We start from the raw sequence: 13,952 nt of genomic DNA, 5'->3' as shown, positions 1-13,952 counted from the left end.
GTATATGCGTCAGTTAATATTGATGATCGTATTTGTGTTCATCTATACAGGACAGCTTTTTGCCCAAAAGCTAAAGCTTGGAACACCTTTGCAGTCTAAAATGGTTGTGCAACAGGCACAGCCTTTTAGCGTGTGGGGTAAAACAACGCCTGGTAATTGGGTAAGTATAAAGGCAAGCTGGCTAAAAGACTCATTAATTGTAAAGGCCTTAGCGGATAGTGTTTTTTTCTGCCAACTTAAGGTGCCTAAAGCAAAGAAGGGTGATTATACACGTTATGAGCTCTTAGTTAGAACAAAGGATACGAGTATCAACCTTACGGATGTGCTTATCGGAGAAGTGTGGTTGTGTAGCGGGCAGTCTAATATGGAAATGAGTATGCGTCCTGTTCCTCCTTACCATCAGGGTGTATTGAATAATTCACAAGAAATTGCCAGTGCTGCTTCAGATAAAATAAGACTTTATCGTAATGAAAAATTATACGATTCTGTGCAGAGAGATTTTACAAAAGGGCAATGGACAGAATGTCTGCCAGAATATGCAGCCATGTTTAGTGGTGTTGCTTATTATTTTGGAAAACGTTTGAGTGAGGTTTTAGACGTGCCCATCGGTTTATTTCAATCATCCATCGGCAGTGCATCATGTCAGGCTTTTATGAGTAGGAGTGTACTTGCAGGCGATCCTGATTTAAAAAGAGTCTATATTGATCCATACGATAAGAATCCACAGGATAAAATTCCTGTATTACGCCCGATGTATGTATACAATGCCATGATACATCCGCTAATACCATTTTCTATCAAAGGGGTGCTCTGGTATCAGGGAGAATCGAATGCAGGTGAAATTACGATGTATCCTAAGCTAATGGCTAAACTTATTGACAGTTGGCGTAGTCTCTTCAAACAGCCAAATATGCCCTTTTATTATGTACAAATGACTCCCTATAATTGGAAGAAAAATGATAGTACAGAGTTTAGGTATGCTTTGTTTCGCGAGGCTCAGGCCAAAGTTACTACCCTTGTTCAAAATACTGCCATGGTCTGTACGATGGATGTAGGAGACCCTGATCAAATTCACCCTTCAAATAAAAAACCTGTTGGGGAAAGGTTGGCTATGATGGCCTTGCATAATACATATAAAAGAAAAATGGAGAATCCATATGGACCAGTTTTTCGCAACATGATTATTCGAAATGAAAAAGTAATTATTGAATTCGAGAAGTCAACAGTAGTAAATGGATTGAACACCAATGATGGTGCTGCACCAAGGCATTTCTATATTGCTGGTGCGGATAAGATTTTTTATAAAGCGGATGCATTTATTGAGGGAAGCAGCATTCTGCTCAGTTCAACCCTTGTAAAAGCTCCAGTTGCAGTTAGATACGCTTTTACCAACTTTCCTGTAACCAATCTGCAGAATAAGCATGGGTTGCCTGCATACCCATTTAGAACAGATAATTGGGAATAATATATAGCAATTATGAAGAAGTATATATACACATGTTTACTACTACATTTTCTTATGGCAGCTGATGCTCAGTCGAGATTGAATTTTGGGCTTACAAAAAAGCAGGCCGACTCAGTAATGCCTGTATCGAAGGGAATGATTGATCGTCCCATAAGCAAGGCTACAGCCCCACCCCAAGTACAACAGGTAAATTTTGAGCAGCAGAAGTTTGAACTAAAACGTGGATGGCTACTCGCAGAGGACAGTATTTTTTTACAACAGAAAACAGCATTGTCAGAGCCAGTACGTCAATATAAGCAGTGGAACAATGCTACAGTTCCAGGAACTGTATTAACCAGTCTGGTCCAACAAGGAAAATATCCGGATCCTTATATAGGGCTGAACAATATTAGTATTCCTGAGTCATTAGCAAGAAAAAGCTGGTGGTATTATGTGTCATTTGAAATAAAATCATTTCCCGTTGACAAAAAAATGTGGTTAAATCTGGAAGGAGTTAACTACAAAGCAGAAGTGTGGCTTAATGGGCATTGTTTAGGAGGGTTGACAGGGGCATTTGTAGAAGGCAGGTTTGATATTACCCACTTAGTTACAAAAGGAAAGGTCAATCATTTATATATTAAGATACAGCCGCCGCATAATCCTGGTATTCCACATGAACAGTCTTACAAATCCGGTATGGGGCCAAATGGAGGACAACTTTGTCTGGATGGACCAACATTTATATCGAGCGAAGGATGGGATTGGGTACCGGGCATAAGAGATAGAAATATTGGTATATGGCAACCTGTATACCTCGAAATGCAAGGCGTGGTATCTGTACAAAACCATAGAGTTGTTACTGATTTGCCTTTGCCTGATACAACAAAAGCGTTTGTTCATGTAGAAGCAGAAATTCAAAATCACTCCAATAAATTACAGATTGTTGAGTTTGTGGCGCGTATTGACTCAGTTACTGTTATTCAAAAAGCTGAGTTAAAGCCTGGCGAGATTCAAAAAATCGCATTTCATCCGCAATCATTTCCTCAGCTTGTCTTTCAGCAGCCTAAACTTTGGTGGCCAAATGGTTATGGAAATCAACATTTGTATACGCTCCAGACACAAGTGTTTATTAATGGTGTCTTGTCTGATAAAGATGTCATTCGGTTTGGCGTGCGTGAATTAAGTTATGAGTTGGCTGCACAGTTTCCCGATCATATTCAAAAGCGATTTGAGTACAGCCCCACAGATATAAAGAGTACTATTCCATTATTGGATAATGTTCAAAGATTAGATGTCGGAAATAAGATATTTATTCCAACTATCAGGTCGGGTATTGATACTTCTCGCTTGAAGATACTTCCCGAGTTTCATCCATATTTGGTTATCAAGGTGAATGGAGAAAGAATTTTCTGTAAAGGTGGAAACTGGGGAATGGATGATGCAATGAAAAAAATAAGTAGAGCATCTCTTGAGCCTGCATTCAAGCTGCATAAACATGCAAATTTTAATATGATCCGAAATTGGACTGGAGAATCTACTGAGAAAGTGTTCTATGAACTCGCGGATGAATATGGCATGTTGGTTTGGAATGATTTCTGGATTTCCACTGAAGGATACAATCTTAATCCAAGCGATCAGGCCTTATGGTTAAAGAATGCTGAACAGGTTATTAAGCGCTTTAGAAATCATCCTAGTATTGCCATATGGTGCCCCAGAAATGAGGGGTATGCACCAAGTGGTATTGAAGATGAGCTTGCAGATATGTTGACTCACGAAGATGGAACAAGACATTATATTGGAAATTCAAGAGAAATCAATTTAAGACAGAGTGGAGGATGGCATTATGTAGAAGATCCACGTGAGTATTTCACAAAGTATGCCGATGGATTTAGTACTGAAATTGGTACGTTCTCTGTTCCACTTGAGAAAACAATCCAGAAGTTTCTTAAGAAGGAAGATTGGTGGCCAATAAATGATGCTTGGCACTATCATGATCTGCATAGTAATAATCAGAATTTAGAAGGTTATTTAAATGCAGTAGATAGTTTGTACGGGAAGCCTAAGAATCTTGCTGATTTTTCCCGAAAAGTGCAGTTGATTAATTATGAGAGTCACAGAGCCATTTTTGAAGCTTGGAATAATAAGTTGTGGAAGAATGCAAGTGGTGTATTACTATGGATGACTCACCCGGCATGGCCGAGTATGATATGGCAAACCTATTCATGGGATTATGAAACCTTTGGATCTTTTTATGGCGCTAAAAAAGCAATAGAGCCATTGCACATACAGCAAAATATGCACGACAAAAAGATTGTTGCTGTTAATAATAGTAGCAAACATATAGAAGTGGAAGCGCGTATACAGCAATTTGACCTGAATGGTATAAGACTTTCAGATACGACACTGCCAATAAAAATTTTAGCCAATAGTGCTCTGCATCTTTCAGAGAATGTGATAAAGCCAATTATGATGGTAGATCAGCCTTGGCTACTTCGTTTACAGCTTTCACATAAGAATGTCATTGTCAGCCATAATGATTATTGGAACAGTGGGACAAAGCTTAATTTCAGAGATTTCAATACGCTCATTGAAGCTTCGGTAGTAATAAGTTCCTTAGAGAAGCATAAAGATGGGTATCGATTTATAGTCACCAATACGGGCAAAAATCCAGCTATTGGAGTCAGGTTTTTTGCAAAAGATAAAGGAGGTGAAGATATTTTGCCAGCATTATTTTCAGATGGCTATATACACTTAATGCCAGGGGAGTCAAGAAAGATAGATCTAACAGGTGTATTTAATTATGTTCCGCATATTCTTATGGAAGGCTATAATTTATCAATTAGTAAATAATTAGTTAATACAATGAAATATTGTTTAGCCATTATAGCTGCAGTTTTGTTTACATGTTTACATGCACAACCTGCTCAAAGCTTAATTAGAGTAGATATTAAAACAGATAAACCTGATGCAGTCTATCAGGTTAGCGAAAAAGTTTTTTTCAAAATTCAGGTCCTGAAGAATGGCCATCCGCTTAAAAATATTAAGATAAATTATCAGGTTGGTCCAGAGCGTATAACCCCATTTTTACAGAAAGAAGAAACAATACAAGCTGATGCCATTTTGGTTAACAGTGAAATGCAGGTGCCTGGTTTTTTACGCTGTATTGCTAGTGTTACAATAGATGGTAAGCTATATAGAGGGGTGGCAACCGCTGCCATTGATGCAGAAAAGATTCAGCCGGTTGTTACTAACCCTGAAGACTTTGATTTATTCTGGAAAAATGCAATGTCGGATTTAGCTAAAACTCCTCTTGATGTTAAAGTGATTCCCGCTTATGACAAGTCTACGGATAAGGTTCAGGTTAGTTATGTAAATATTCAAAACGTTGGTGGTAGCAGGTTGTATGGAACTTTGTGTTCGCCTAAATCTCCGGGTAAGTATCCTGCTATTGTTAATCTGCCTGGTGCTGGTATCAGACCCTATGGACCTGATCTTGAAATGGCAGAAAAAGGGTTTGTTGTTTTGAGTATTGGTATTCATGGAATACCTGTAAATATGGAACCTCAGGTATATAGCTCTCTTGAAGCCGGTGCACTAAAAGGTTATTTTTTGTTTAATCCAGAGCACAGAGATAGGTATTATTATAAGCGTGTTTACTTAGGCTGTATTCGGTCAATTGATTTCTTAAGTATGATGCCTGAAGTAGATACTGCAAAGATTGCAGTAACAGGTAATAGTCAGGGCGGTGCATTGAGTATAGTGACCGCTGCTCTGGATAAGCGAGTAAAAGTATTGGCAGCGATTCATCCTGCATTATGTGATCTGCCTGCCTATTTAAGTGGTAGAGCCGGTGGTTGGCCCCACTTTTTTCAGGAATCCAATCTTTCAAAATACGATGCCAAAGTTTTACAACAATCTCTCGCATATTATGATGTGGTAAATTTCGCCAAACGCTTAAATGTACCTGGATTATACACTTGGGGCTTTAATGATGAAACATGTCCACCTTCTTCCATGTATGCAGCTTTCAATTCTATTAAGGCCCCAAAAGAATTGGCTTTATATGTAGAAACGGGCCATTGGTTTTATCCAGAACAAAAGGCAGGACTGAATCTCTGGCTGATTCATCATTTAAAATAATTTATGATGAGGAATATTTTCTATTATATCATCTGCTTGTTTCTGTTGGCTGTATCAACCTGCTTTGGTCAATCAGGCCAAATTTCTTCTACTGAGTTATTGCAGCAGCGCGAAAAAACTATTAATACTTTGATTGCTAAAATGACCTTAGAAGAAAAGGTTATGCAGTTAATGTATAATGCTCCAGCTATACCCAGATTGCAAGTGCCCCAGTATAACTGGTGGAATGAAGCATTACATGGTGTAGGCAGATCAGCTCCTTCTACTATTTTTCCTCAGGCAATTGGACTTGCTGCAACCTTTGATACAAATTTGGTTCATAAAGTTGCAGATGCGATATCTACAGAGGCTAGAGCTTTATTCAATAGTTCTATAGCAAAAGATAAGCGTCAGCAATATAGTGGTATTACTTTTTGGACTCCCAATATCAATATTTTTAGAGATCCACGATGGGGAAGAGGACAGGAAACTTATGGAGAGGACCCATTTCTAACTGGGTCTATGGGGGTTGCTTTTGTTAAGGGTTTGCAAGGAGATCATCCTTATTTCCTAAAAACAGCTGCTTGTGCAAAACATTTTGCTGTACACAGCGGACCGGAGAAAACACGACACGAATTTAATGCGGTTGTTTCATTGCGCGACTTACGAGAAACATATTTGCCCGCATTTAAATCACTGGTACAGAATAATGTAGAGGCGGTTATGTGTGCCTATAACGCAGTAAATGGTATGCCTTGTTGCGGAAATAATTTTCTCCTTCAAGAGATATTAAAAAAAGAATGGGGATTTAAGGGGCATATTGTTTCTGATTGTTGGGCCTTAGTCGATTTTTATAAAGGGCATTCTGTTGTCAAAAACTCGAAAGAAGCTGCAGTATTGGCATTACGTGCAGGAGTAAACCTTAACTGTGGTTCAACTTTTCCCTCTTTAATTGATGCTGTAAAAGAAGGAATGGTAAGCGAGAAAGAAGTGGATGCCGCTTTATTTAAGCTCCTAGAGACAAAGCATAAACTGGGTATGCTGTTTAACCAGAAATCGCATCCCTATGCCAGTTTATCACATGCTCAAGTGAACTATACTGAACATAGTGTTTTGTCAAGAAGAGCTGCGCAGGCATCTATTGTTATGCTAAAAAATACTGTACTTCCATTGCGAAATGATTTAAGTAGGTATTTTGTCACAGGACCATTGGCAGCGAACATCGAAATGTTAATTGGAAATTATCATGGTGTAAGCAAAAAATTTATTACTGTTTTAGAGGGTATTACAAATGCTGTAGCAGCTACTTCACAGGTGCAATATCGAACTGGTGTCTTATTAGATAAGCCTAATGTGAATCCAATTGACTGGGCATCAAATGAAGCCAAAGAGGCTGATGCAGTCATTTGTGTACTAGGTATTAATGGTTTACTTGAAGGTGAAGAAGGAGAGGCTATTGCTTCAGGGACAATGGGAGATAGGTTGCAATATGATATTCCTCAACACCAGATTGATTATCTGAAGCGAATTAAAAATAATTTCCATAAGCCTGTGATTGTAGTTATTGCAGGTGGTAGCCCGATGAATCTATCTGTAATCCATGAATTGGCTGATGCACTCTTATTGTGCTGGTATCCTGGAGAACAAGGCGGCAATGCTATTGCTGATGTCATTTTTGGAAAGTCGAATCCATCTGGCAGATTGCCAGTAACATTTCCAATGTCTTTGGATCAGTTACCTCCATTTGAAGATTATAGCATGCAAGGCAGAACTTATAAGTTTATGAAAACAGAGCCAATGTACCCATTCGGGTTTGGATTATCATTCAGCAAGTTTTCATACAGCGATATACGTGTAAGCAAAAATGCATTTAGTAATGGAGATTCTGTCTATGTATCATGTAAGTTGAGTAATGTTGGAAAAGTTGCTGGTACGGAGACAGTTCAATTATACATACAGCATTTATATGATGGTGCACCTAACTATATTTTAAAAGGCATACAAAAGCAAAACCTAAGACCCGGTGAGTCACGTATTGTATATTTCAAATTACCTTATATAGAGCTTTCAACTTTTGAGGAAGATGGTAGTCGGGTTATAAAACCAGGTCAGGCAAATTTAATTATTGGAGGATGTTTGCCAATACTGCGTGCTGAGAAACTGGGTTCAAGTCAGCCTCAAATTATTAGTATTACTAAATTATGACTACCGTATTCACCATAGTATTTTTTTTATGTTATACGGTCAACCTACTTCGTATCTATCTTATCGTGAAGGTTAAACAAGCTGATATAATTAGTTATAGTACTATTCAAAATAAGTGGGCTCTTCCAATACTTGGATCCTTTGTTGATTTAGTAGTGAAGAGAAAAGATGTTAATAATGTGGAAAGTGAAGGTTTTCTTTATCGTGTATCTGAATACTGCTCAAGAAGTATCATGGTAGTATTAGGAATGGCTTATTGGGTGACATCATTTAGTCTTATTGGATTTAGTTGTTTTAAGGGATTTGCTTTACTATAAAGTTTATTATTATGCTGCGACAAACAATTATTGCTCTCTTATTGTGTATTTCTGTTTATGCTGTTGGACAAAAAACCGTATCCAGTATTCAAGTTAGAAACTTATCTGCATACTCAATAGTGAACAGGTTGGTATCCCTTAGTTGGGATAGCTTAGGTTTTCGGGCAGCGGATACTACAAGCCTAATAGTTATTAATAAACGGGACAAGAAAGAACTACCTATACAATGGTTTGTTGATTCAGGGAAGATAATCGAGTGTTTGGTTATGCTTTCTTTACCAGCCCATTCAGATGTTGAGATTGAATTTAAGAAAGCTAAAAGAGCCGTCTTACCCCCTTTAACTTATGGAAGGTTTGTTCCAGAAAGATTCGATGACTTTGCTTGGGAAAATAATCGAATTGCTTTCAGGGCATATGGTAAAGCCCTTGAAGCTACAAAGGAAAATGCCTATGGCTTTGATGTTTGGGTAAAGAAGACAGAGAAAATGGTGATTGATAAATGGTATAAGAATGCAGATTATCATAAGGATCATGGTGAGGGACTCGATTACTATAGCGTTGGGTATACATTAGGAGCTGGCAATATTGCTCCTGTTGTAAATGAGAAAATAGTTTATTCCCCAAACTTTTATAGATCAGTTATTATTGCCAATGGTCCTTTAAGAACAGTTTTTGATCTCGAGTACTTGCCTTTCTCTGTAGGTAAGTCTTTGATAACGTGTAAAAAGCGGATTACTATTGATGCTTCAAGCCAATTATCTAAAGTGAACTTTAGTTTCGATGTGGTTGGTGAATTTGACAGTCTATTTTGTATTGGTCTAACCAGAAGAAAATTGCCAGGTCAAGTACATGTTGATGAGGCTAGGGGTTTATTAACTTATTGGGAGCCTGAAGATCCCGTAAATGGTACTACTGGTACGGCTATTCTGCTTAACAGAAATGCACAGTATTTTTCTGACATTAAACATCACCTTTTTATCGTAAAGCCTAAATCGAATTATATAGAATATTTTATAGGTGCTGCATGGAATAAAGCAAAGGATATAGAAAAATTTGAAGAGTGGATTGGTTACATAGACAATATAGCTTCAACAAGTACAGGTGCGATTCAAGTTTGGTATCGTAGGAATTAATTGATCTAATGCTTATATAAAGTAAATACTAAGCTTAGATTGATTTTTTGTAGTGATTGATTTTATAAAGCTCTTGTTTAAAATTATGACTTGCACATTTGGAGAATTATTGATTCGCTATTCGCCTCAATTAGGTGGCGACTGGATTCATACACAATCCATGCACACCTATATAGGTGGCGCAGAATTAAATGTCGCACATGCTTTGGCGCGATGGGGATTGCCGGTGCAGTATCTTACTGCTATTCCGGATAACTATCTGTCAAAAGAAATCTTACAACATTTACAGTCATCCGGAATTGATAGCAGTAGTGTTTTACTGCAGGGCAATCGAATTGGTGCGTATTATCTGCCACAGGGTGCAGATTTGAAGCATACTGGTGTTATTTATGATAGGGCAGGCTCTGCATTTTCGGAACTGAGACCAGGTATGTTCAACTGGCCGGCATTGCTCAAGAATTCCAGTTGGTTTCATTTTAGCGCCATTTCGCCAGCTTTGAATGCTACCTCAGCGGCAGTGTGTTTAGAAGCAGTACAACAAGCCAAGCAATTTGGCCTTACTGTTTCGGTAGACCTTAATTACAGATCCCTTTTATGGAAATACGGCCCGCAGCCCGAATCTGTAATGCGTCAAATTCTTCCCTATTGTGATGTTGTCATGGGGAATATCTGGAGTTCGGCTGCTTTATTGGGAATACCCCTAAATGAAAGCTTGCTAGAAGCCGGTACAAAAGAAGCTTTTGTTGCCGGTGCAACGCATAGTGCAGCACAGATACAGGAGTTGTTTCCTAATGTACAGTTGGTAGCAAACACATTTCGTTTTACCAATGATTCGGGTGTAAACTATTTTGCCAGCTTGCACTCCCAAGCAGGCACAACAGTTTCTGCTAACTACACATCAGAAAGCGTAATAGACAAAGTGGGCAGTGGAGATTGCTTTATGGCTTCACTGATTCGTTGTATGCAATTAGATAAACCAGCTTCTTATATGGTCAACTTCGCTTCTGCTGCAGCCATAGGTAAATTGCAGGAATTGGGTGACCACACCAAACAAACTGTGGAATCAATAGAAGCCAAAATGTATAATCATGAATAGCGATGCTCTGGCAAAGGGATTGTCTCAGGCAGGTGTGCTACCACTTTTTTATGCTGATGATACGCAGCTTTGCAGGAATATTTTACTTACCTTATACCAAGCTGGTATCCGTTATGTAGAGTTTACTAATCGGGGTACAGCTGCACTGCATAATTTTTCTGCATTGGTGGAATTGAAATATCAGTTACCGGACCTTTATCTTGGCGTAGGTACCATACATGATGCAGAGCAAGCAGCCGCTTTTTTGGATGCAGGAGCAGATTTTCTGGTGAGCCCTTTCTTTGATGCATCAGTTGCAGACTATGCCTATATGCAAAAGAAACTATGGATTCCGGGATGTATGACGCCAACCGAGATTCATCGGGCGTTAGCTTATGGTTGTCATTTGGTGAAATTATTCCCCGGTGAAGTATTGGGAACAGCTTTTGTGAAAGCAGTAAAGCCTTTATTCAAGGATACTATATTCATTGTGACCGGAGGTGTTTTGCCCGAGCAGGAAAATATTCTACAATGGCTTTCTGCAGGCGCTGCCGTATTGGGCATGGGCAGTAAACTGATTAAGCCTGATCAGTTACAGCATGAACAAGCTTTAATTGCATTGCGCAACGCCACTAGGCAAGTCGTCCATATTATTCAGGATTATAAAAATCAGCCACATGGATAAGAAGGTTATCGGTAGGTATCGTTGGACCATATGTGGTCTTGTATTTTTTGCTACTACAATCAATTATCTTGATAGGGCAGTAATTAGTTTGCTTAAATCCACCCTCAGTGCTGAAATGCACTGGGATGATGCTGATTATGCGAATATTGAAATTTCTTTTAAAGTCGCCTATGCGCTTGGTTTATTATTTGCCGGTAGAATAATTGATAAAGTTGGAACAAAGTCGGGTTATGCTTGGGCAACTGGATTATGGAGTGCAGCAGCAGTTGCACATGCCGCAGCGGCAAATGTTCTTGGTTTTGCTGCTGCAAGGGCTGCACTTGGTTTAACGGAAGCGGGAAATTTTCCTGCAGCCATCAAAGCAGTGGCAGAGTGGTTTCCCAAAAAAGAGCGTGCATTGGCCACCGGTATTTTTAACTCAGGTGCCAATATTGGTGCTATTGTAGCACCACTTACGGTTCCGTTTATCGCAGTCTATATGGGTTGGCAATGGGCATTCATTATTACAGGATGTCTTGGTTTTATTTGGCTTTTCTTCTGGAATAAGTTTTACCAGGCGCCAAAGCAACACCCCTCACTATCGAAAGAAGAACTGGCTTATATAGAAAGTGATACGGTAGCCGAAACGAGAGATCAGATTGCGAATAAAAAAGCTTTCACCTGGCTAAGATTACTTGGGTATAAACAAACCTGGGCTTTTGCATTAGGTAAGTTGCTCACTGATCCTATCTGGTGGTTTTATCTTTTCTGGCTGCCTGATTTTTTGGAGAGCGAGTATGCGTTAAAAGGAACAGCCATTGTATTGCCTGTTGCTTTGGTATATACTATTTCAACAGTAGGTAGTATTGGCGGCGGATGGTTACCACTTTTCCTGATTAAAAGTAACTGGCCGGTTTTTAAAGCAAGAAAATCCTCTATGTTATTATACGCTATTCTGGTAATCCCGATAATCAGTGCACAATTGCTGGGAAGTATCAATATGTGGTTGGCTGTATTGATTATTGCAGTTGCGGCTGCTGCTCATCAGGCATGGAGTGCAAATATCTTCACCACTGTAAGCGATATGTTTCCTAAGAGAGCGGTAGGTTCTGTAACAGGCATTGGTGGCATGTTTGGTGCTTTTGGTGGAATTTTTCTGTCTCTTTTTGTACAAAAAACCCTTTTTGTGCATTATCGTTCTATCAATCAGATTGAGACTGCCTACTATGTGATGTTTGCTGTATGTGGGTTAGCGTACATAACAGCCTGGATGATATTGCATTTACTTGTTCCTAAAATGCAAATCATAGAGGATAAATAGGAGTTGGTATAGAGGATATGAGCATCGCCTAAGAGTTTTGAAAATTGTAAACATACTGCTATGTGTCATCTTAGAAAATAAGTATTTTCCTAAGATGACAAAAAAACCTCCATGCTTTGGAGGCTTTTTTTAGTAACAACTTATATATAAATTGAGCTATATGTTCGTAGACCTTCATATTGAACTATCCTCAATCATTGCCTACTTTAACGATCAGGTTCTATCAGGGAGGCAAATGCCGGCAACTGCCAAGCATATGTATGAATATGCCATCAGCTCTTATTTGGAAATTCCGCATAAGCCATTTTTAACTCTAGCACAAGCCGATGACGATTATTATCAAAGATATCTTCAAGAGAGTGTCAAGGAAGTTGAAAAAACTGTCCCAGACTTTTTTGAGTATCAGGGTGATTTCTATGATTTGAATGAAACTCACTACATCAGAAGGGAGGAGGTAGGTGATGAAGTTTTTGGGTTGTTTTTTCAACTAAAGCTTGAGGAGATACAAGACTCAAACAAGACGCACTTAGCAAAATTCTTTGATTTTCAGCTCTATGATAATTTCTATGGAAACAAAGATGAGTTTGATAATTTCTTGAAGAATTTGCCGGCAACTGCCGACAATTGCTGGCAACTGCCTGAAGTAAACGATGGGCTCAATTCATTTATTTCTGATGAAGTTAAATCAGTTGATGATCTTCTATTTGAAAATGCGAGCGATCATAGTGTAAAGCAAAAAGATGAATGGAAATCCAAAAGATTATGTAAGCCAGGTTATGTGATCCCGAGTATTTGGAATGATGATGAGGTAAAAGAATATTTCTCTTTTCTATATAAAATGAAATCTGCTATCGGCGATACTCTCTTAACTAAAGATGAATTTGATGTGATTTTTGAACATGGCCTTAGAATTCCGACTGTGCCGCTTTCAAATAAAATTTCCTTAAGAAACACACCTCAAGTTCCTAAGAGGTTCTTGGATGCTGGTATATATTTTTTCTTCAAAGAAAATGGTGGGAAAAGGAATCTTAAATCGGCCCTCTACTTTTTCTTTGCCTGTTACATTGAACAGTATGCAGATGCTATGCTAACAGAGAAGGATTTTGATTATGCAGTTAAGAATATTAAGCCTTATTATTCAATTGAAAGGTATAAGAAGTTTAGGCCTTCCCGAATTATGTTGTAGATTTTGTCAATATTATTTTTTAAAACAACAACGCGTACGCCTTCGTATTAAGGCGTACGCAAACATTCATAAAACCCTCTTCTGTATTAGGTTTCAGTGCATGTGTCAGCTAGCTTTGCTCTATAAATAGAGCGTATGTATACATGTTTCCAATGCGGGTTGCAAATCCCCCCATTCAGAAAGTCAACATCTTATTGTAGTGATGACTGCGCGTATGCAGCCAAGCTAGAACGTGAGCGCAATCGTGCTGAGTTTAATCGGAATAAAATTGCGCTTCTTGAAAATGAGGTTCTCTTGAAGAATGCCTTTAATAAATATGGGAATACCCCTTTTTCCGCGCAAGTATTGTTGGATTCAAACTTTAACTGGGCAGTCTATTCTGAAATAAAGGCGATTGACGGCATACCTGTTAAAATTTTAATCAACTACGGGTACACACTTTTTGATAACGAAAAAATTGTTACATGGAAATTTTGAAAACAGTCCTG

10 protein-coding genes are annotated in these 13,952 nt (G+C 38.6%); all 10 read left to right on the top strand.

All coding sequences use genetic code 11. The features are described 5' to 3' along the window. Nucleotides 1-4 precede the first annotated feature (4 nt). The 10 genes from J0L83_09460 to J0L83_09415 all read left to right on the top strand — a co-directional run bounded on the left by J0L83_09460 (nt 5) and on the right by J0L83_09415 (nt 13,941). A complete protein-coding gene (locus J0L83_09460) occupies nt 5-1,465 on the top strand; it encodes a sialate O-acetylesterase (GenBank protein ID MBN8664790.1) in 1,461 nt (486 codons plus the stop codon). Nucleotides 1,466-1,519: 54 nt separating this feature from the next. Then, the gene (locus tag J0L83_09455; protein ID MBN8664789.1) at nt 1,520-4,294 is read left to right on the top strand and encodes a hypothetical protein; all 2,775 of its coding nucleotides are present in this window, start codon (nt 1,520-1,522) and stop codon (nt 4,292-4,294) included. Between the two features lie 12 nt (nt 4,295-4,306). Beyond that, a complete protein-coding gene (locus J0L83_09450; protein ID MBN8664788.1) occupies nt 4,307-5,584 on the top strand; it encodes an acetylxylan esterase in 1,278 nt (425 codons plus the stop codon). A gap of 3 nt (nt 5,585-5,587) precedes the next feature. Then, nucleotides 5,588-7,768 (top strand): glycoside hydrolase family 3 C-terminal domain-containing protein, encoded by a 2,181-nt coding sequence (locus J0L83_09445; protein ID MBN8664787.1) that lies wholly within the window; start codon nt 5,588-5,590, stop codon nt 7,766-7,768. A gap of 328 nt (nt 7,769-8,096) precedes the next feature. After that, nucleotides 8,097-9,218, top strand: coding sequence for a DUF4861 family protein (locus J0L83_09440; GenBank protein MBN8664786.1), 1,122 nt, complete (start codon nt 8,097-8,099; stop codon nt 9,216-9,218). Between the two features lie 85 nt (nt 9,219-9,303). Then, on the top strand, nt 9,304-10,314 hold the full coding sequence (locus J0L83_09435; protein MBN8664785.1) for a sugar kinase: 1,011 nt from the start codon (nt 9,304-9,306) through the stop codon (nt 10,312-10,314). Then, nucleotides 10,307-10,978: a bifunctional 4-hydroxy-2-oxoglutarate aldolase/2-dehydro-3-deoxy-phosphogluconate aldolase gene (locus J0L83_09430; protein ID MBN8664784.1), complete on the top strand. Its 672-nt coding sequence runs from the start codon at nt 10,307-10,309 to the stop codon at nt 10,976-10,978. Before J0L83_09435 ends, J0L83_09430 begins: the two co-directional genes overlap by 8 nt. Continuing rightward, nucleotides 10,971-12,278, top strand: a complete 1,308-nt coding sequence (locus J0L83_09425; protein ID MBN8664783.1) for an MFS transporter — start codon at nt 10,971-10,973, stop codon at nt 12,276-12,278. Before J0L83_09430 ends, J0L83_09425 begins: the two co-directional genes overlap by 8 nt. A 160-nt stretch (nt 12,279-12,438) precedes the next feature. Beyond that, on the top strand, nt 12,439-13,464 hold the full coding sequence (locus tag J0L83_09420; GenBank protein ID MBN8664782.1) for a hypothetical protein: 1,026 nt from the start codon (nt 12,439-12,441) through the stop codon (nt 13,462-13,464). Between the two features lie 135 nt (nt 13,465-13,599). Next, nucleotides 13,600-13,941, top strand: coding sequence for a hypothetical protein (locus J0L83_09415; GenBank protein ID MBN8664781.1), 342 nt, complete (start codon nt 13,600-13,602; stop codon nt 13,939-13,941). The last annotated feature ends 11 nt before the right edge of the window (nt 13,942-13,952 follow it).

Source organism: Chitinophagales bacterium, assembly GCA_017303835.1.
Taxonomy (GTDB): Bacteria; Bacteroidota; Bacteroidia; order Chitinophagales; family Chitinophagaceae; genus JAFLBI01.
The sequence above is the reverse complement of the archived record's forward strand: the minus strand, read 5'-3'. Positions and strand labels throughout refer to the sequence as shown.

What these genes read in the sequence shown, in the direction of transcription:
- J0L83_09460 (MBN8664790.1), top strand. Translation starts at nt 5, where the DNA reads ATGCGTCAGTTAATATTGATGATCGTATTTGTGTTCATCTATACAGGA.
- J0L83_09455 (MBN8664789.1), top strand. Translation starts at nt 1,520, where the DNA reads ATGGCAGCTGATGCTCAGTCGAGATTGAATTTTGGGCTTACAAAAAAG.
- J0L83_09435 (MBN8664785.1), top strand. Translation starts at nt 9,304, where the DNA reads ATGACTTGCACATTTGGAGAATTATTGATTCGCTATTCGCCTCAATTA.
- J0L83_09440 (MBN8664786.1), top strand. Translation starts at nt 8,097, where the DNA reads ATGCTGCGACAAACAATTATTGCTCTCTTATTGTGTATTTCTGTTTAT.
- J0L83_09430 (MBN8664784.1), top strand. Translation starts at nt 10,307, where the DNA reads ATGAATAGCGATGCTCTGGCAAAGGGATTGTCTCAGGCAGGTGTGCTA.
- J0L83_09420 (MBN8664782.1), top strand. Translation starts at nt 12,439, where the DNA reads ATGTTCGTAGACCTTCATATTGAACTATCCTCAATCATTGCCTACTTT.
- J0L83_09450 (MBN8664788.1), top strand. Translation starts at nt 4,307, where the DNA reads ATGAAATATTGTTTAGCCATTATAGCTGCAGTTTTGTTTACATGTTTA.
- J0L83_09445 (MBN8664787.1), top strand. Translation starts at nt 5,588, where the DNA reads ATGATGAGGAATATTTTCTATTATATCATCTGCTTGTTTCTGTTGGCT.
- J0L83_09415 (MBN8664781.1), top strand. Translation starts at nt 13,600, where the DNA reads ATGTATACATGTTTCCAATGCGGGTTGCAAATCCCCCCATTCAGAAAG.
- J0L83_09425 (MBN8664783.1), top strand. Translation starts at nt 10,971, where the DNA reads ATGGATAAGAAGGTTATCGGTAGGTATCGTTGGACCATATGTGGTCTT.